A 20,082-nucleotide genomic window follows, 5' to 3' on the forward strand; every position below is an offset into this window, starting at 1 on the left:
GCACCGCCATAATGTCCGGCGGTGCACATCATGTTCGCGCGGCCATCATCAAAACCCAATATTCGAAAGACGGACTCATGCAAAACCCTGCTTTTTCCAACACCGAGCCATCCGGATCCTGGATCCCAAACACGATGCTTTCCGTTCTGTTCCTGCTGGCAGCCGTCTGCGCATTCATGGTGCCGGTTTCGGTGGGGCCGCTATCGTCGGAAGCCTATGCACAAAGCTGTGGCGGAGAAGGACAGAAGGCCTGTTTCCCGACAAAATGCAATGGGCGGCTCGTGCTCGATTTCTTGAAGGGTGTCTGCATCCGCAAAGACAATGACATTGTCAACACGGTCAAAGATGGAGCGGCCGACATTCGCACGGAAGTAAAACAAGCATTGCAAAGGCCCTCGACATGCGGGGGACGGGGTCAAAAACCCTGCAAGCCGCCTTTTTTCCCTTCATGCAACGGCCGTCTGGTGGAGCATTTTCTAAAGAACCGGTGTATTCAAAATGACGGCGATATTGTGAATATGGCGAAAAATACGATTAAAGAAAGCGGCAATTTGCTTGGCATGGCCCTTCATTCTGTCCAAAAATGCAGTTTGGATAAATTGTTGAGCTCTCAACGGAAAATCCCAGAAACTTTTTTGGCGCAACAGATGCTCTCAAGCCGATGCCTGCCAATCATATTGGAAGAAGCCCGTCGGGCTGGCTATCAAACCGTGACTCTGGGCGCCAGCGGCGGCGGTTCTTTCGGTATCGGCTTTGAAGGAGAAAATGGCCTCGCCTTTGATGTCAACGGGCGGCAATCGGTCGCAACTTATCACACATTGGGCGTAAAATTCAACGCCATAGGCGCAGGCGCTGCCGTCACCATTGGCATGTACAAGAAAGACAACCATAGCTTCGGAGGCAATGGACACGGCGCGACGGTGGCCTTCGCAGCCGCTGGCGGAAGTGGAGCATCGGCCTATTTCAACTATGATAGCGGGCAAGTAGAAGGAGTGGCCGCCTTTATAACAGTCGGAGCGGAAGCCGAACTATCCTATATCCGCAATAGAACTGAAGTCTTGCCAACACGGATTGCCGGGTCGGCACCAACCATCATTGAGGAACCAGAAAACACATGGGAACCCCAAGAGGAAGAATATGGTGAAACGGAATATTATCCTCCGACAGATTATGCTGCACCGCCGCCCACAACTACGCAATTGGCGCATAATGCTGCCAACAATATCGCATCGGCGCTAGCCGCAGCAATCATCGCGCGGGGCGAAGTGAGAAGAGCACAGAAGGCGCATGATGCCCAGCGAACCATGCTCAAACTGTGCAATCGTTCAAAATCAAAGAAGATCGCGATTGGATTTGCCTACTGGAAAGGGGCGGCCATAGGGGGCCAAGCCGGCTGGTTATCCGAAGGGCGTTTTTTCGCAAAACGGAAAAAATGCGCCAAAATTTTCTTACCGGACGGACCCGATGGCAAAGGTATGGACTATTCCGTCAAGATTTGGGCTTTTGATCCCAAGAGCGGCAAGAATTGGACTGGAAACAGTACACCAATGTGCACAGATAAGGGGAAAGCCTACACGTTCCGGAATGCCGACACGATCCCATGTATGGGTGGTTCACTCAGAAGATTCCATTCCATTCCGATGGAAGCCAGACGCGGAGAAAATGTCTATAATTTTAGTGATTGAAGACCGAAGGGAAGGACCTTTTATCAGATTCCAATGTCCGCTTTGCGCCCAAAGCGGACATTGGCGCTAGGTCAAATGAGCGACAAATGTCTATGGCAAGAAACATTACCATCGGGCATGAAAACCATGATGACAGTGCCTTCAGAATACCGCCACTTCAAAATGCCAGCGCTCAGGATTGTTGAAGTAAATGATGCAGTTGGTTAGTGTCCGTCGGCGAATGTATCGCTGTGAGCGGGGGTGCCATGAACCTATTTTTCAAGGGATTATTCTTTATAACTTTTGCGGCTTTGAGTTTGGTCTCAAGCCCAGCGCTATATTCAAAAGAAATAGATCTCGAAACAAGCATAGCCGACAAGGCAAAATTCCCACCTTTGATACGAGCGCCAGAGAGGCGAGAGCAGATAGATATCAATGTCTATTTCCAGAATACCACCGCGCCACGAGGACCCAATTCGAGAATAGGCTATTTTGAAAAGCTACTTCCAATATTTGCTAAAACATATGGTGCGAAGCATCCGCTTTACGGTCAGTTACTTTTATTGAAAGCTGCACAGCATACTGACAAACGAGACTATCGAACTGCCGATAAGTTGATCAATCAAGCTGAAAAGGTCTTGCGAGCGTCACTTCCTCCAAACCATATCAATGTTCTCGGCGTTTTCTTGACCAGATTAGATTGGCACGACCGACGTGGAGATCATATCACACAAATGGCTGTATCTAAGGAATTTCATGAAACAGCTCTGACAGCATTCGGTCGAGGTCATAAAATGGAACGTTCGGCAAGACGGCAACTGTCTCTTGCTCACTATCGCCTTGGTGATTTTCGAGATTCAGCAAATATCACAAAAGGCCTGTTTGATTTTGCAAATGACAACACGGACAGTGTTGCCAGCGAAAAAAATTCAGCGCTCTCGAGCTATGTCATAGACTTAGTTCGCATAGGGAAAGTGGGCGAAGCTCAAAATATTCTGGATCCCGCATTGAAATTTGAAGGGCTGGACCCAGAGCGTGATAGGTGGGTCATTGGTAGTCTGCACGAAGCGGATGCCATCGTAAAAGAAGCAAAGCTAGACTACACCGGCGCCTACCAAGCCTACGAAAAGGCGTTCACGATATTTTCCGAAGAACGATATCGCTTTCCTGGTTCAAAAGAAAGTTGGCCTCCACCAAATTTTGAATCCCAATCTTCAATACATACCGCCTTAGATATGGAGGCTTTGGAACATCGCAACTTCAGAGAAGGCTTTGGATTCTGGAGTGGGAAATGGATCAAAGTTGAGGTCAATGGTGACGAAATTCTAAAGACGGATCAGTCTTTAGAGACGCCGATTGAAATCTCGGACAGGGTGTCTGCCAAATTGATGAAAAATGCAGCGATGCATAAGAGTGCGATATCATTCCAAAAGATAAAACACGTTATGCCGCTATATTTGCCTTATCTGGAATGGTTGGAAGGTTCGGTCGGCAAAAATAGCGTAAGCTATGCGGCTGCGTTGATGGACTTAGCCGACGTTCAAATGAGCGGATATATTTATGCAGGGGCAGAACAATCCGCACGCGAAGCATTGAGGTTGCAATCCAGCAAACTCGATACCAATCATCCGTCTATATTGAGAGCAAAAATAATAATCGGGCAGTCACTCTCGAAACAGCGCCTGAATGACCAGGCGAAAGAAACACTGCAATCTGCCCTAAGCAGTGCTGAAACAAATTTGCAGTCTAATATCGAAAATTTCATGAATGCCAATTTGGAACTAGATCGTATTCTAAGGCGGCAGAACAAGAGCAATGAACGGCTAGTTTTATGGGGCAATGCGGAAGCCCAAATATCGAAAATTACCATTCCACCAAGCGTTTATCCATTAGAAAAACTCGCGCTAATGATGTCAAAAATCGTTCGGGTTGGCGCTCAATCAGATCAATGCGTGGATCAGAATATGTTTGCCAGCTTGGGCATGATGCAGGAAAATTTGAAGCTAAAGCCGGGGGACGGAGCTCGGCCTTTTCTTCCGTCCTATTTCCAAACCGCTAGTGGTTTTTTGGATCAGGCTCGCATCGAAATTACCGCATGTTCCGATGACTTTGATAAATTTCATCAGTTCATGGATTCATTTGCCGGAACGAACAATGCTTACCCTCTAGGCTCGAATGAATCGCGCGATGATTTGGTAGAGAAAATTGATCGCTGGATCGAGCTAACTATGCGTGATCCAGAAGTCATGAGACAGAGCAACCTGAGGGCACGGGTATTTGATTGGCTTGGCCCAATTGAACGAATAGCGCTGAGTCAAATCAATCTGACGCGCCGTGTTGGAACTGACATTGATTCCCAACGAAGCAGAATCCTCTCAGAGCACGGCGATGGATTGGCATATCGATATGTTTTGGACCGACGGCTAAAACTAAACTGGGCATTCAAAAATGAAATGGAATCAAAAAGCGAAGAAGATTCGATCACAACATTTGGATTCAGCCAACCGAGATCGCCCAATGCATTTTCTGAAGCATTCATAGCGGCGCAATATCTTAGGATGGATAAAAGTTCGCAGACAATGTCCAAAGCAGTTGCCCGTGCCGCCGCCCCAAACCCAAAACTTGCTGCTCTTGCTAAACGCTATCAACAATTGTCGGAAACCATTTATGGCCAAATTAGAAATGGGAGGAACGATGGAAAACTGGAAGCGCAAGAAGAATTTCTGAGGATTGATAGCGCGCTGCAAAAACAGTTTCCTGATTACTACGCATTGGCGGCACCAAAGCCACTAGAGCTGAGCGATGCATGGGGTGCACTCGAAGACAAAGAGGGGTTGCTTATGATTACGCCATCAGGCGGTGATCTCTATGTGTTCGGCATATCAAATAAGTTTGGGGTTGATGAACGATACAGTGCTTGGCATCGCATTGAGAACGGCGAGCAGGTTGTTTCGGAGCTCGTAAAATCGCTCAGATGCGAAATTGATCCAGAAGAATGCGGTGAACAATCATCGGGTACGAACCGGTCAGGAAATTCCAATCGCGGCAAAGCGGATGGATGGATAGGGTTTAGTTTCAATAGAAACGCGGCCTATGAGCTCTATCGCTTGATCATTGAACCGATTTCAGGGATTTTTGAAAAAGACCAATCCTATGAAGAGCAAACTCAAAAGCTCTACGTTGTGACCAGCGGGGCAATTTCAGCGTTGCCGCTTTCACTATTGTTGACGGACAAGCCTACAGATGATGGGTTTGACGCCGCTGACGATGTCTTTTTAAAAGCTCCCTGGTTATCGAGACGCTTTGAGATTAGCTACTTGCCTTCGGTTTCGGATTTGAACCTAAAAAAGAAAGTTGAACCTAAAACATATAAAATCACAGGTTACGGCGATCCCGAAATTGGCAAAAAAACAGGAACGCAAAATACGAAGCGTGGAAGCCAAATATTCAATGAGCGCACCACAAGGGGTGGTGAACTGGTCAATGTTGATGCCATAAGGCAGATGGCTGCGCTTCCTGGAACAGCTGCCGAACTTGCTGCACTCCAAAATCTGTTCGCACCGGATCAGTCTCGAATATTCATGCAATCAGGTGCTACTGAAACCAAATTGAAGAACGACGCTCTGCTCGTTGATTCTGACGTTGTTATCTTTTCAACGCATGGCGTATTGCCCGATCCTGAAAATGGCTTTGCAGAACCCGGTTTGATTTTTACCCCTCCGGACAAGGGTTCAGCTAGTGACGATGGTTTCCTGTCGGCATCAGAAGCAGCAGCGGTCCCAAACAGCGCGAATTTGGTTGTTCTGTCCGCGTGCAATACCGCGTCTGCTGGGGACTTGAAGGGCGCCGACAGCTTGGCCGGATTAGCGCGTTCGTTCCTCTATTCTGGCGCACAATCAATTTATGCAAGTCATTGGCGAGTAGACGATACGATCACTAAGGAATTGATTGTCCTTGCCGTGAAATATGCCAGGGACGATCCAAGTCTCACCCGAAGCAAAGCGCTTGCAATGGCGATGGAGGCCATCCGTACGGGCAAAGAGAAAAATGGAAACGACATAGAAAACTGGAATCCAGATTGGTCTCATCCAGCATCATGGGCTCCGTTTGTCGCGATCTCGGGATATGAGGAAAGCGGCAGCTAGTTCGGTTCAGATCAACTGCAGATTGGAGATCGTTTTGCCCAACGTACGGCACATCGGTTCGATTGCGTATCAACGTCCGCTTCTGCGCCAAAAGCGAGTCATTGGCGACAGGGCTTTAAGGGGCTGTGGAGGCGGCCGAGGAGTGTCTGCTTTTAATCGGGAGAACCCGTTAAAACGCACTTAGAGTTAGAGGCTGTTGGTGGCATCGAAACCAGCGTCCTCGATTGCCCTTGGGAACGTCAAACTGATCACCCAAACCACCACCCACACCAAAGCCAAGCTATCAGGAGTTCCGAATTTCGGCTTTTCCTAGTGAAAGTGTTTTGGTCCAATAGGAATAGAGATTCCAACCTGCGCTATACCTACAGGAGGTATCGAACGGGCAATGGCTTTGTGTCTGCTATATCCTGAAAGCGGGCGATAGAAATCCGAAGAACCTGACCCTATCTCCATTGTGACCTTCGATCTACGAACCGTTGAAACCCCGCCGCCATCGAGCTGGCTCTTGCTCGCAAAAGAGTTTTTCGGCCTTCCCTTTGGCGCGTAAAAACGCGCTTCACTGGACCGATTTTTTTGTTCCAGCAATATGCAAAATACTCTGCATCATCTTTATGAGTTCCCAATATCGTTGGGACTGCATGATAGTCCTTCCGTTTAATCCAGCCCAACCAGCTTTTCCTTACAAGAATATAACGGGGATTCTCTATCGGACCCAATATTTCCGACAGGGCATCTAGGAAAACTCGCTCCTCCGCTCGTGAAGCACCGTGAAGAATAATGTTGTGAAACCCCCGGATGCTTGGTTCTATTTCAACTGAATATGCGCTTGGATGACTTTTGAGTGCACCCACATGATCCAGACCCTTCAGCAAAACTTGACAGACTTGCCTCAAGCTTCGCTCGAGTGTTCCGTTTTTGAAAAAGAGGCGTGCGGACAAATATAGTTTGGGAACAGAATAAACTAGAGTGAGGCCTCCAAAAATAAGGGCCAGTGTGGCAATTTCCCTGACGGATTGGTACTGACGTAATGCACCGGCAGCTGAAGTGAACCCACCGAGAACCGCATTAATTGAAAGAAATTGCAGTGTTTGATCATATGAACCGCCACGCGGCGCATAATTGGCTTCTGCGATTTTATGGACATGAGATCTTTGGTGTGAATCACCTAAAGAACTTATCCACTTTTGTGTAATCGTCGAGCGCAGACGCGCATGCCCAAACATGTGATCATTCTTACTTCCAATTTGACCTTCCTCCCAACCTTGCGAAGAAATATCAAGCCGACCAATGCCGTTGCTAATGTGATCTGTGTCCCCATTTGAAATACCTTCGAACATCTGAAATCGTTGAAAAAGCAAACGCATATCGCTTCCGAGTTTCTGCATTTCAAATTCATATGGTCCAACTACGGTATTCCAAACAAACCGCGAAACTGAAGTCGGCCATAATTGACTAGATTGTGGCTCTACCGTGGCCAAGTGCCATATATTGGAAACCTTATTTGGAACGGCACTGTCAATCCGAATAGCGCGCCCTCGCATCTGGTTGGAGAGCATATATGAACCAACATTGCTCGCCAAAACTAGTGTGTTGATTGTGGGGGCATCCCAGCCTTCACCCAGCAATGCCTGCGTGCCAACAAGTACACGGATCGAACCAAGGTTGAACAGATGTGTCACTAGTCGGACGGTTTTTTGATTGCTGTTCCCGCCCAACTGGAACTGACAATAGCCCGGACAGCCAGGAAGCGGTTTGAGCTTGATCTCTGTGTCAGATACTTGTGCAGCTTCAGCCGCCTCGGACAGAACGGAACGGGCTGTTTCGGGTATAATCACAAGCGTGCCGGTAAGCACACCAATGCGTCTTTCCTGCAGTTTGGCTCGACGCAATGCTTCGAATATGGGGACAACGCCCAATTTGGTTGGGCTGAAAGGTTGATCATTTTGGCGCGGTAAATCGGATGCCCTGACATAGTCGGTTAGCACCACCATTCGCAATTGATCCTCGAGGTTTTTGTGCTCCTCTGCTGCAATTTCAATTATGGAATCCAACTTGGCCAAGCTGCCAGCCATAGCTTTGATCGCTTTTCGACTTTCCAACAGCTTCACCCGCTTGCCTTCGACAAGACCGAGTTTACGCAATCGCCTTTCTATTTGCTTTCTTTCGCCTTCCACCTCGGAGAACAAGCCAGTCTGATCAAAAACGAAACCGTTTAAGAAAACTTGCAACCACACTGGCGTGAGAAGCGGTATATTTTCATTCCCCACACCCAGCAATTCCAACGGTGCTGATGGCAGTTCCTTTTCTGCAGCTGCCATCAGTATCAACATGGACGACAGAAGTCCGGGATCACCCAATATGGCTTCTTCATGAAGTTCGGGACTGGTCATCCAAGGATGAGAAGCCAGTGCTTCGATAAAACCTCCATCGGAAAGAAAATCGGATATCAAAGCGGCGATACCTCGTCGCCGATCCCCCAAAAGCTCGATTTCACTCCGTTGGGGAAGAGAGAAATGCACAAAGTCCTGATGCGGACAAAGATCGCCATTGCGAACCAGTTCTGGGACTGAAATTTCGGCATCGATAGCGCCGCATAGATCATCGTATCGCGACCATTCGGCGTAACTGGCATCATAGGGCGGCGTTGCCGTCAGTGCGACCAACGTAGCATTGGGAAGCGCATCAATGAGAGCATTGAGTGCTCTCCACCATTCCCTGCGAAGGTGATGAGCCTCATCGACAATAATGGTCACGCCAGTTTCGGTGTTCAGCAATTCAATCAACCGCTCAAAATCCGGACGGCGGAGTTTTTCACCTTCTTCTTGAGTTTCAAACTTCCAAAGTGCGTGCAGTGCTTGGTAAGTAACACTCGTCATAGTTCGAGGATTTTTCAGATCATATGACAAATCCACATGATCCATCTCTGATTGTGTGAAAAACATTTCAAAGAGTCGTTCGGTCCACTGATTCCGTATAGTTAGAGTTGGTGAAAGAATGAGCGTTGGCTTTCCCAACTCACGCATAACCTCAAGGCCAAGCACAGTTTTTCCGGAACCCGGTGCCGCAACAATATGCAGTTTGGTATCTTCCAAATGGTCTTGAAGCTCATCCAGCACGCGTTTTTGATAGTCACGCCATTGGCCCTGAAACTGCATTAGAGATAGCATGTCGCTAATGATCTTTGATGCAGGTCTAAGGGTCAATCAATTTCTGGTACCCAAGGCCAGTGCTATGAGAGGATATGCCTTTTCCATGTCCGCTTTTGCGCCCAAAGCGGACATTGCTTAAAACAAAAGACCGAGCCAATTCTTTATATTTTGTTCGACAAAATGGCATCAAGAAACGACCCGATCGCTTCAACCGCTGCCAACTCGTCCAGCATAGGGGCATGGCCACGTCCGGGAATTTCAATGGCGCTGAAATATCCACTATGGCCTGCCTTCATTTTCTGAAGCGTGGTTGGAAGCAAGATATCTGACTCCTGTCCCCTTATTGCCAGAGCCGGAATCTGAGACATCATATCCCACACTGGCCAAAGGTCGGGTGGCGCGGCGGTCGGTTTGTCGCCTTGCACACCTTGCGAAATTGCCATGTCATAGGCCAGTTTGGGAATGTCATTCTCGTCAGTGATACATGTGCGATGCGCAAAGGCCATCCAGTCATCATCGCCATAATCCGGGAACGACTGCTCATTGGTTTTCCGGCAATGTTCCGCAGCGTCATCCCAGTTTGCGATTTTTACCGGCTTGCCGACATAGCCCTGAAGCCGGGCCAATCCATCGGTCGCAACCTCCGGGCCTATATCGTTCAGGATCAGAGCTCGGGCAATGTCGGCTTTGCTCGCAATCATCAGCATCGCGATCAAACCGCCCATCGACGTGCCCATAAAAATAACCTGTTCGATACCAAGCGACTGGAGCAGCGCAAACATGTCCTGAGCATAGACTTGGGGTGTATAATTGTCAGGATCGGGATCGTAATCTGATCGCCCGCGTCCACGCTGGTCGGGGACGATCAGGCGATGCTTGTGGCGCAGCACGTCGGCAATATTCTCGAAGTCAGCGCTATTGCGGGTCAACCCGTGCATCATCAGAATCGGAATGCCGCCGCTATTCTCGTTATAGTCACGCGCATATAGATTGAGCCGGTCATCGGCGCTGCGATAATAGTGCCCGTTATATCTCTGCATCATGCAACCCATTCACGACGGAGATGTCTTCCGGCCAACGCCATCAATATGGCTGCTGCAACATAGAAGACCAGCGCGGACAATATTGCGTAGCGCAGGCCATCGTCTCCATAGAATTGGCTGAACTGATCGGACATTGCGCCCAATATCAATGTGCCGAAACCTAGACCAATCAAATTATTGATGAACAGGAAACTCGCTGATGCAGTTGCCCGCATATTGGCTGGCACCAGATGCTGGACGGCCGAAAGCACGGGTCCCAGCCAGACATAGGCAAGCGCTTGCGGGATTAGGAAAAACAGAAAAGCCGCAGTAACCGACGAAGACAGGATGCCACCGGCAAATAATGGAACACCGAGCACGAATGAAATGGCCGGGAGCCAGGCATAGGCGGCGCGGTCTTTCTTGCCGAAATAATCGCCTAACCAGCCACCGGCGAGAACACCGACTGTACCGCCAAATAGCAATATCGCCCCATAAAATTGGGAGGTGCCGATCAGATCGAGACCAAAGCTCCGTTGCATCAGGCTAGGCAGCCAGAAGGCGATACCATAGCCGCAGAGCGAACTCATCGAAGCGCCGAAGGACAAAAACCAGAAGCTTTTCTTCGCCGCCAAAATACGGAAGACAGTGCTGATTGTTTCAGTCGGTTCCGATGCCGCCGGTTCGGCGGGAACCTCCCTTTTTGGTTCCCTGACGATCAAACGGAATATCGGCGCAATCACGACGCCTGCTATTCCCACGGCAATAAACGCAGTGCGCCACTCAATCGTCTGCGCGACATAGCCGCCGAATAACACTCCCGCTGCCGAACCCAACGGGATGCCTAGCGAATAGATCGCGAGCGCTCTTGCCCGTTCGCTGCTTGGGAAATAATCCGCGATCAGCGCATAGGATGGCGCCACACCCCCCGCTTCGCCGACACCGACACCCAGCCGGAAGAAGAACATCTGCCAGAAATTGGTTGCGATGCCGCAAAGCGCAGTAAAACCGCTCCAGACCGTGAGCGATATCGTGATCACCCATGTCCGGCTGGTCTTGTCAGCGATCAGCGCCAGCGGAATAGCCAGCGTCGAATAGAGCAGCGCAAAGGCAATCCCGCCGAGAGCGCCCAGTTCGGTGTCACTTAGACCCAGATCAGCCTTGACCGGAATCGCGAGGATACCCAGAATCTGTCGGTCGAGGAAATTGAACGTATAGACCAGCAGCAACATGAAGAGCACGACCGCGCGATATCCGCGGCCGTGCTCTTCTGGAACATTATCAACTGAAGCGGTCAGAATTTAACTCCAGCAGAAATAAAGACCTGACGCGGGTTGCCGTAGAAAGCGGTGAGAGTGCCTTCGGGCCCAAGCGTACCGACTGGCAAGCCATTCGCGCCGGGAATGATAACCCCTGTCGTCGGATCAGCTGCTACAAATGTATAGCCCGATGTCTTGTAACGCTTGTTGGTCAGATTTTTACCGTGCAGGCCAATGCTCCAGCGATCATCTGGTGCTGTGTAAACCAGATTGGCATCCCAAAGAGCGAAACCCTTTTGATCAATAAACGGATTGGCAATCTCGAACTGGTTCACCTTGCTACGATAGGATAAAGTGGTCCCGAAATAAAGGTCACCACCGCCGATAGGGGTTGAATAAGCGAAGGTTCCGCTAGCGGTCCATTCCGGCGTATTTTGGACCTGACGGAATTGCGCCACATCCGTCGGTACACCGCCAATGTTGGTGATATATTGATCATATTGCGCATCGATATAACCAAGCGCGCCAGATAGTGTCAGCTGGTCTCCGCTGGCAGCGAGATCCTCGCCAAGGCGGGCGAATGCTTCAAGTTCAACGCCTTTCAACGTCGCTTTACCGGCATTGTTAATCACGCCGCAGAATGAAGGCAGCCCGGCAACAGTACAGGCGACGGATCCCGGTATCTGGACATCGGTATAATCGGTGTAAAAGGCCGCAAGCGCGACATTGAGAGCGCCATCCATGAGGCTGCCCTTGTAACCGACTTCATAGCTGTCGACTTTTTCCGGACGGAAGCTGAGGAAAGAAGCGACTTCAGCATCGCTTGGGATACCGCTGGCATTGGCGGTCGGCGCATTCACACCAACGCCGCGTGGATCAAAGCCACCGCCCTTAAAGCCCTGAGAAAAGCTAGCGTAGATATTGTGATCGGGGGTCGGTTTATAGCTCAGCGAAGCCCGCGGCGTGAATTTCTTAAATTTGGCACTACCCTGAAAGTCTGTGCTTGGTCCGCCAAACGGAATGCCAGCACCGCCAAATGTCGGCGACCCACCGCCGAGGAAATTCTGACGCAAGATGCTCGCCGAACGTTCATCCCAAGTATATCGCCCACCGAGTGAAAGACTCAGCTGATCGGTAAAATCATAGGTAAGGTCAGCAAAAATGGCATAAGTTTCGGTGTCAACATCCGCTTGGGTAAAGGCCGTCAGTCCCGCGAAGGTTGTGAAAATCCGAACATCGAACAGCGTATCGGCCGAAGCATCAAGATAGTAGAAACCAAGCAGCGCATTAAGCGGTCCACCGTCATATTGCAGTTGAAATTCCTGGCTAATTTGCTTGTTGCGATAAATTCCGGGAACATCCAGATCGACGGCTGGCAGCGCATCAAAATCAATCGGTGTGGTGGTATCATCTTTGCGCCAAGCACTGATCGATTTCAATGTCAGCGTATCGGTCAGATTGGCCGTGATGTTCATCGACAGACCATAAGCCTCGATTTCCTGAATCGGATCGTTGAGAGCGCCTCGTGTATCGAACACATCATCGAGCACCGGCGCGCCGGAAAGAGCCCCCGGAATAAGACGATGGCCACCGCGCGGATTGCTCTCGTCTTTTGTATAGTCGCCTGAGATACTGATCAAAACGGGTTCACCATATCCACCGATTTCAAGCGTGCCACGGCCCGCCCAGATATCCTTGTTATAATTTTCAAGACCGTTGGTCAGATTGTCGCCGAACCCGCCACGCGATAGCCGCGCGCCCGAAGCACCAACCCGCACCAAATCGGAAATCGGCATGCTGGCAGTTACCACTGCTTCGGCCTGATCGTATGTACCATATGTGGCACGTGCCTTGAAAGAAGGGTCTTGCGGAAGGCGCTTGGTCACATATTTGACCGCACCACCAATGGTGTTCCGTCCGTAAAGCGTACCCTGCGGGCCGCGCAAAACTTCGATCCGTTCAACATCATAAATGTCCAGCACCGCCGCCTGTGGGCGGTTGAGATAAACATCATCCAGATAGATGCCAACGCCCTGTTCAAAACCGGACACCGGATCCTGCTGGCCGATACCGCGAATGAAGGCAGAGAGTGTCGAGTTGGTGCCGCGTGATGATTCCAAAGTGGTGTTTGGCGTTGTCAGACCGATATCGGTTATGTCAGCGGCCCCCTGCTTTGCTAGCTGTTCTCCTGAATAAGCGGTTATCGCGATGGGAACATCGACAAGGCGCTCGTCGCGGCGACGGGCAGAAACGATGATGACGTTTGAATCATCGCCTTCTTCAGCAGCCTCATCATTGGCCTGTGCATATAGCGGGGCTGCCGAGAGGCCACCCAAGGCAACGGTTGTCAGTGTGGCAAAACGAATGGCGCGTTGAAAGTCTCTCATGCTTCTCTCCATGTTCGATGCTTGGGTATCATCCCAATTCTCAGTCTCGATAATGAAACATGAACCAACTTTCAACTTTAAATTATCGAGCAACCAGATTATCATGGACAAACGTGCCAAAAAGGTCACAGTCGCAAACAAGGAACGGGGAAGATTTGAACAGCATTATGGCAGCGGAAACAGCAAAAACACCGCGTACCGAGCGTGGTCGCAAGACGATGCGCGCCATCCTTGATGCCGCGGCCATTGAATTTGGTACCAATGGTTTCGGCGACACCTCCATCGTGTCGATCACCCAAAGGGCAAAGGTCGCTCTGGGCAGCTTCTATACCTATTTCGACAGCAAGGAGGAGGTGTTCCGCGCGCTGGTTCAGGACATGAGCGCGCAAGTTGGGAAACATGCCGCTAGCGCCATGTCAGGCGCAGACAACGCGCTGGAACGCGAACGCTCTGCCCTTACTGCCTTTCTCCAGTTCGCCCGCGAACATAAGGAAATATACCGGATTATCGACGAAGCCGAATTCGCTGATCCGGAGAGCTACCGAGCCCATTATGAAGGCTCGGCGGTCAGGATATTCGAGCGATTGCAAGAAGGATCCGCAACCGGCGATCTGGCCGAAGAACTGTCGGAAGCACACGCCTGGGCAATCATGGGCATGAACGTGTTTTTGGGGTTACGATACGGCGTTTGGTCCGAAGAGAAATCTGCTGAAGAGATTGCAGCGGTCGCAAATCAGATATTATCGCGGGGCATTGCCCAGCGATAATTTCAATCTACTCCCATGCCTGGCCGGATCAACGGTATTTTTGGGGAAGAACACACAGATTGGCCTCAACAATCAAATCTGCATTCTACTTGGTGATGCTAGCGAAATCGGTTTAGCGAATGCTGACGAGGAACAGCTAGATCGATGGAAATCTAGCTTGGCACGTTGGTAACCGCACTGCTCCAAGGTCTAGAAGAGGTTTGTTTCTGACTGTGAGACGGGTGTCCGCAGTGATCAAGCGAATGAAATATTTTATTCGATAATTTCCAGATATTCGAAAAATCTTGCTTTTTACTATTCGAAGGTTAATCTGCCCTAGCAACCGGACTTACCCAAGTGATGTGATGGCAAGCAAGCAGGTGGGCGGCATGCTTTTGGAGTCCATTGGAGTCTCCGGATCTGCCTGGACATGCCTGCGCAGATGCCCAGTGGGTGACAATATTTGCCTGTATTTACTGTTTTCTAAGTGAGATGGACTGAGATGGCCAAAAATGAAAAACGTAAGTCTGGAAAAAGCAGGAAATCTGCCCTGAGTCAGGCTGAAATTGATGAAATAGTGAACAAAGATCTGCTCAATGCGGAGCAGTACGAGCAGATCAACAAGCCGATATCATTATATTTTGATCCCCGCTTTCTCGGTGGAGACAATATTCCAAAAGATCGAGGTGTCCTTTTTGTCAGCAATCATAGTGTGTGGGCGCTTGCCGATACGGTAGTCGTTCTAGCGGCTTACAAAGAATCTGGTAGGCCGGTCAGAAGCTTAGGGGATCGCAATCATTTCAAGAATCCCGTCATGGGTCCAATATTGGAAAAGTTAGGAATGGTGATAGGTGATCCTGCTGTCTGCAGTGCGCTGATGAAAGACGGTCAGAATGTCATTGTATTTCCCGGCGGTCAGCGAGAAGTCTTCAAGAAGCGGAAGGAGGTTGGCGATATTGTATGGAAAGAGAGAGTGGGCTTTATTCGCCTCGCTCTCGAGCATGACTATGAGATCGTTCCCGTCGGTGTGGTGGGAGGTGATGAAACCTACGATATCTTGGCGGATAGCAGTGACTATCTTCGGACGCCACTCGGCAAGTGGCTAGATGAAAAAGGTGTCTTTGATAAATATTTACGCGGGAAAGATGAACTTCCGCCTCTTGTAAAGGGAGTAGGTTTGCTGGGCATGCCCAAGCCCGCGCGCGTCTATGTCACCTTCGGAGCGCCCATTAGAGTAAGCGAAATTGCCAGGTCAGGCGACAGCAAAGACGAAATGCTGGAAACGCGCAAAATTGTAGAGCAAGCGGTTAAGAACGCCATCGAACTGGGCGTGAAAGCACGAGCAGAAGATCCAGAACCAGAGGGTTTTCTCCGGCGTTTCTGGCAGACAGTCTAGTCGATCCGATGCGCTACCGGTCAATCTAGATTGACGCATCAATTAATGACACCAAAGCGACTATGCGCGGGCCAACGGCATCAAGCGGTGCCTAAGCAAGGCTCAATCCTTTTTACGGATCAGCAAAGCCATATGAACCACCCCTACTGTCTATTTGGCTAAACGCTTTAAGAATATGCTGGCCCTTAGTGGCAACTCAAATTCGAGTTGCCACTAAGGGAGGGGATGCGCATACAAGTTCTTGCTCTCCGCGATTGTGTCGGTTGAAAAGGGAATAGAGGCTCAATTGAAAACTATTATGATATCTATTGCCGTTGCGGTGGCGTTCACACTCTTCGGAACCTCAGCATTTGCGGCTCAACGCGCGTCTGGCCAGGCGGCCTATGAAATTGGTACGAAACAATCCACAGAACGCCGATATAACGAGGCGCGGATTAGCCTGAGATCGGCCTGCGTTTCAGGTCATTTGAAAGGATGTGCCGACTATGGTGAGCTTCTCGAAAAAGGCCGGGGCGGCCCGGTGGCCCTTGACGCAGCCATGCTTGTCTACACTGCCGCTTGTAACGAAGGCGACCCGCAGTCTTGCGCGGGTAAGGGTGGAATTTACTTCAAGCGCAAGGACTACGCCAATGCAATGAAGCTCTTTACCGCCACGTGCGATCAAGGTGTTGCACGTGGCTGCAACGGTGCCGGGTATATCTACGAAAAAGGTATGGGTTCGACAGTCCGTCCTGACCTGGCTCACGCAATATACGTCAAATCATGCGGACTCGGTAGCTCTGGAGGTTGTCACAATGTAGCGGTCACCACCCGTGATGGCACTGGACGGAGTGCGAGCAAAAAAACCGCATTAGCGCTTTTCAAGCAGAACTGCGAACAGCGCGGCTATGCCAACAGTTGTTATGCCGGGGGGTTGCTGTTTGCAAATACCGACGAGACCAACCGTATGAAATATTTCAAGCTGGCCTGCGATGGCCGCAACAAATCTGCCTGTCATGATCGCGGTGTGATTTATCACGAACGGCTCCTGCGTGCGACCACCAGTTCCGAAATCGCACTGAACAAGCTCCAGGCAAAACGGCATTATGAGAGGGCCTGCCAGCTCGGCCGCGAAAAATCCTGCAACATCACTATCAGGACAGCGCGTTTGGAGCAGCAGGTAAAAGACCGCGAACTGACCGAAGAATGGGCTGTTAAAAGCCGTGTCGCCAAGCGAGAACTCAATGCCTACCGCCCTGCTCGCCATTGCGAATTTCAGGAATTTCAGGTCTATTCAGGTAATCGGGCGTCAGTCGATAGAGCAAACAAAATCATAGACAGTGATAAAGAATGCGTGCGTCGCTGGAGACGGAACGAGGCTCGCCGCCTAAATGCCATCATGGTGAAATCTGGCGGTTCGGTGACCATAAGGGCGCGGGGCGCAAAAAGTTGGGCGAGCTTAGAATACAAATCGACCAATGGATGCGAGTGCACAGCCGAATTGGAAGCTGCCATTCGCCGGTCAGGCAACGAATTCAACAAATTAACGGCTCGTTTCAATAGGCGTGTCGTTAAGGTCAATGAAATCCTGCGAAGCGGACGCTAAAAGGGGATTCCGTGACTATGTTTGGCGGTGGTGTTGATCGCCGCGATTGCAGGATGGCTAGCGGGATAGGTTTAACTGCACGCAAAACATACAGGAAGCACTGGATGAATGGCTATTTGTTAGCTTAACAACAACAGCCTTTTCATCGTTGGATCGATGGCTGTCGCTCTACTGGTGCTTCCTGCCACCTAATTTTGCTGCTTCTCGCAAAGAGTGTTGTTAAGGCAGTTGAGGACCATTCACCAGAGTTGGGTCTTTTGGTTTAGATTTAAATTTTAGCGATCGCCGATGTATTTTGGCAGCATTTTGCGTATTAACGCTTATTATATCAACGGCCCAAAAAGCGTCGCACATGAACGCCAGTCAACTTCGCGCTACCAAAGATTTTAGAAAAAAATTAAGCGTTAGCCTGCCCTTCAAAATACCAGAATTTAACAAATCTGGTCTCGCAATGTGGCCGCTATGATAACGCGTTGCATCAAAAATAATGCATCTGTTCAACTTGGCTTCACATGAGTCTTCAAGTTTGAAGAAAGAATCTGTCGCGATTTGATAACCCGCGCCACGCGGGAGTTTGCTAACGTTATCGTCCGTTAGTTTCTCGTAAAATGCCGTTCCTCCCAACCTGGGGTCATCAAACAGATATATGATGCCTGCAATCGCTACAACTCTCGGGTCGTTAATGGCAAAATCTCGATGCGGTCTGGTTTGCTCGCTTGCCAATTCCTGCTCAGGCGACATTGTGAGCGAATAGTATGATTTGAATTGGGAATAGCGGTCGATAAGCCCAAATGTATCTTTCACATATCGACTAAATAATAACCTGAATGCAGGAGCAAAATTTTCCGCAGCCATTCTGACCCCAGGATAAGCATTTTTCGGTGGTCCAAATTTGTGTTCCAGTTTCGCAACAGCTTCACGCAATTCTCTTACTTGCTCCAGCACATCGTCGATGATGAGAACCGGTTTTTGGCCAATCAACTTTGTCTCAGCTATACTGCCATCATTTGGTTTTACATTGGGCAGCATTATATTTTCAAAGCAGTCCATTGGTCTGCTGTTTGGTTCTGCGTGGCCATTGCGATATTTTTCTTTTTCAGCAGCCTGAGATAGGCCGATGAGCTCTCGGCTGATTGAAATTCTTTTTTGTATGACACATTCATACCGATCAGCATCGCGAGATATCCAGCGGGACCAAACATATCATTGCTACGCAGCATTTGCCGCAATCCGGCTGCATCAGGGCCGACGGCTTGAAAATAATCGACCAGCGCCTGCCCATCGCCCAGGTCGGTATTATTCCTGGCAAACTGCCAAAACGGGGTGTCCAGCTTCTCGTTAAATCGATAATGAAGGGCCAGAAACTCAGCGATCATCTGCCACCGGTTTTCGACATAATCGTTAAATCCCTTTTTGATATATTCTGAAGGATTTTTGGAAATGGATAAAAGTTCAGCCAGGCGGATGGAATATTCGCAGATAATATGAATATTGGTAGCCTCCAGAGGTTCTACAAAACCATTGGCGTTGCCTATAGCGACAACATTTTTTACCCACGCCCTTTTTGAGCGCTGCGCACCAAACGGGATTATTCTTGTTTCCTCCACCTTGGGATTTTTAAGGCGAAATTCCGCCTCGGCATCTTCTCCACTCAGAAAATCACTGCAAAAAACATATCCGCGATTGATCTGTTGGCGGTGTTCTATCTGCCAGCACCAACCGGCGTTCATTGTTTCTGCTGTGGTATAGGGTTTCAGAGGTTCGCTGGATGATCGTGACCAACCCCCAACGACTGCTTTGTCGCAAAATATGTGATTTTTGAATGAACTCACAGGTTCTTTGAGTGTCTTGTTCATCAATATCCCGGAAAATCCGCTGGCGTCGACATACAGATCAGCCTTGAAGCTTTTTCCCTGATTGCAACAAAGCTGCGTGATGCCTGCCTCATCCTGTTCAACGCGCTCAACTTCCATATCGTGGAGCTGGATGCCGCGCGCACGACAGGAGTCGGCAAGGTGTTCAACGAAAGCGTGATTTTCAAAATGGTAAGCGGCGGGCAGCGCCGCTGACCCAGGCCATTGAGAATTCGGTTTGGACGACATCCGATGCATCGACATATTGGCCGATGCAGGTGTTAAATTCATCAACGGCTCATCGTCATCACACATAAAGCCAAGCGGAATTTTTTCCTCTGTATAGTATGTGTTGTAGGGGTTGGCTTCGAACGTGTAGTCGAAAATGTTTCGGGAACCCCATAAAAACCGGATGCCCAGTTTTGGTGTAGGCTTTACTCTTTTTGCGAATTCTTCCCGGTCCAGGCCTATCTTGCTGTGCAGCATATTAAGCACGGAATAGGTGGTGCCTTCGCCAACCATGATATGGCCTTTTCGGCTGGAATATATAACATCCACTTTTAGCTGGGGATTGAGATATTTAATGCTCAAAGCTGCAAGCAGACCGGCGGTACCTCCTCCTACTATGGCAACAGTGGAAATGTTTGGGGAAGTTTTAATTGCCAAATTTTTTTCATTTGATTAGAGGTCGCTACGAAGACATTAACAAAAATCATAGAGGGAACTTGCTGTTATGCATATCCCTATAATCAGGAAAACCGGGGATTGCAAAATGACAGACAATAGCAACACGACTGACAAAATGATTGGCTCTACTGCGACTGGATCTTCGGTCAGGAAAACATGGGCCAAACCCGACCTTTTGATCATTGATGA

The 20,082-nt window shown here is 49.6% G+C and carries 11 protein-coding genes; 5 read left to right on the forward strand and 6 right to left on the reverse strand.

The genetic code is table 11. The annotated features are described in order from the left end of the window. Positions 1-11: 11 nt before the first annotated feature. Positions 12-1,685: a hypothetical protein gene (locus ABJV08_RS16240; RefSeq protein ID WP_348039988.1), complete on the forward strand. Its 1,674-nt coding sequence runs from the start codon at positions 12-14 to the stop codon at positions 1,683-1,685. A gap of 245 nt (positions 1,686-1,930) precedes the next feature. Beyond that, positions 1,931-5,809: a CHAT domain-containing protein gene (locus ABJV08_RS16245; protein ID WP_348039989.1), complete on the forward strand. Its 3,879-nt coding sequence runs from the start codon at positions 1,931-1,933 to the stop codon at positions 5,807-5,809. Positions 5,810-6,252: 443 nt separating this feature from the next. Here ABJV08_RS16245 and ABJV08_RS16250 read toward each other — a convergent pair whose 3' ends face one another. The 4 genes from ABJV08_RS16250 to ABJV08_RS16265 all read right to left on the reverse strand — a co-directional run bounded on the left by ABJV08_RS16250 (position 6,253) and on the right by ABJV08_RS16265 (position 13,626). Continuing rightward, complete coding sequence (locus ABJV08_RS16250; protein WP_348039990.1) at positions 6,253-8,964, reverse strand: DEAD/DEAH box helicase family protein; 2,712 nt, start codon at positions 8,962-8,964, stop codon at positions 6,253-6,255. Positions 8,965-9,119: 155 nt separating this feature from the next. Next, the gene (locus tag ABJV08_RS16255) at positions 9,120-10,001 is read right to left on the reverse strand and encodes an alpha/beta hydrolase (protein ID WP_348039991.1); all 882 of its coding nucleotides are present in this window, start codon (positions 9,999-10,001) and stop codon (positions 9,120-9,122) included. Continuing rightward, entirely contained in the window at positions 9,998-11,212 is a 1,215-nt protein-coding gene (locus ABJV08_RS16260) for an MFS transporter (RefSeq protein ID WP_348040205.1), read from the reverse strand. The genes ABJV08_RS16255 and ABJV08_RS16260 overlap by 4 nt, the downstream gene beginning before the upstream one ends. Before the next feature lie 62 nt (positions 11,213-11,274). After that, a complete protein-coding gene (locus ABJV08_RS16265; RefSeq protein ID WP_348039992.1) occupies positions 11,275-13,626 on the reverse strand; it encodes a TonB-dependent receptor in 2,352 nt (783 codons plus the stop codon). Positions 13,627-13,793: 167 nt separating this feature from the next. Here ABJV08_RS16265 and ABJV08_RS16270 point away from each other — a divergent pair, with 167 nt between their 5' ends. The 3 genes from ABJV08_RS16270 to ABJV08_RS16280 all read left to right on the forward strand — a co-directional run bounded on the left by ABJV08_RS16270 (position 13,794) and on the right by ABJV08_RS16280 (position 17,353). Then, positions 13,794-14,393, forward strand: a complete 600-nt coding sequence (locus ABJV08_RS16270) for a TetR/AcrR family transcriptional regulator (RefSeq protein WP_348039993.1) — start codon at positions 13,794-13,796, stop codon at positions 14,391-14,393. Between the two features lie 481 nt (positions 14,394-14,874). Further along, positions 14,875-15,768 (forward strand): lysophospholipid acyltransferase family protein, encoded by an 894-nt coding sequence (locus ABJV08_RS16275; RefSeq protein ID WP_348039994.1) that lies wholly within the window; start codon positions 14,875-14,877, stop codon positions 15,766-15,768. A 256-nt stretch (positions 15,769-16,024) separates the two neighbouring features. Beyond that, positions 16,025-17,353, forward strand: coding sequence for a hypothetical protein (locus ABJV08_RS16280; RefSeq protein WP_348039995.1), 1,329 nt, complete (start codon positions 16,025-16,027; stop codon positions 17,351-17,353). A 363-nt stretch (positions 17,354-17,716) separates the two neighbouring features. Here the strand turns inward: ABJV08_RS16280 and ABJV08_RS16285 are convergent, their stop codons facing one another. Both ABJV08_RS16285 and ABJV08_RS16290 read right to left on the reverse strand, forming a co-directional pair. Further along, positions 17,717-18,382 carry a DUF6445 family protein gene (locus ABJV08_RS16285; RefSeq protein ID WP_348039996.1) on the reverse strand — a complete coding sequence of 222 codons (666 nt, stop codon included), beginning with the start codon at positions 18,380-18,382 and terminating at the stop codon, positions 17,717-17,719. Continuing rightward, a complete protein-coding gene (locus ABJV08_RS16290) occupies positions 18,382-19,872 on the reverse strand; it encodes an FAD-dependent oxidoreductase (RefSeq protein ID WP_348039997.1) in 1,491 nt (496 codons plus the stop codon). Before ABJV08_RS16290 ends, ABJV08_RS16285 begins: the two co-directional genes overlap by 1 nt. Between the last annotated feature and the right edge of the window lie 210 nt (positions 19,873-20,082).

Source organism: Parasphingorhabdus sp. (assembly GCF_039982395.1).
Lineage (GTDB): Bacteria > Pseudomonadota > Alphaproteobacteria > Sphingomonadales > Sphingomonadaceae > Parasphingorhabdus.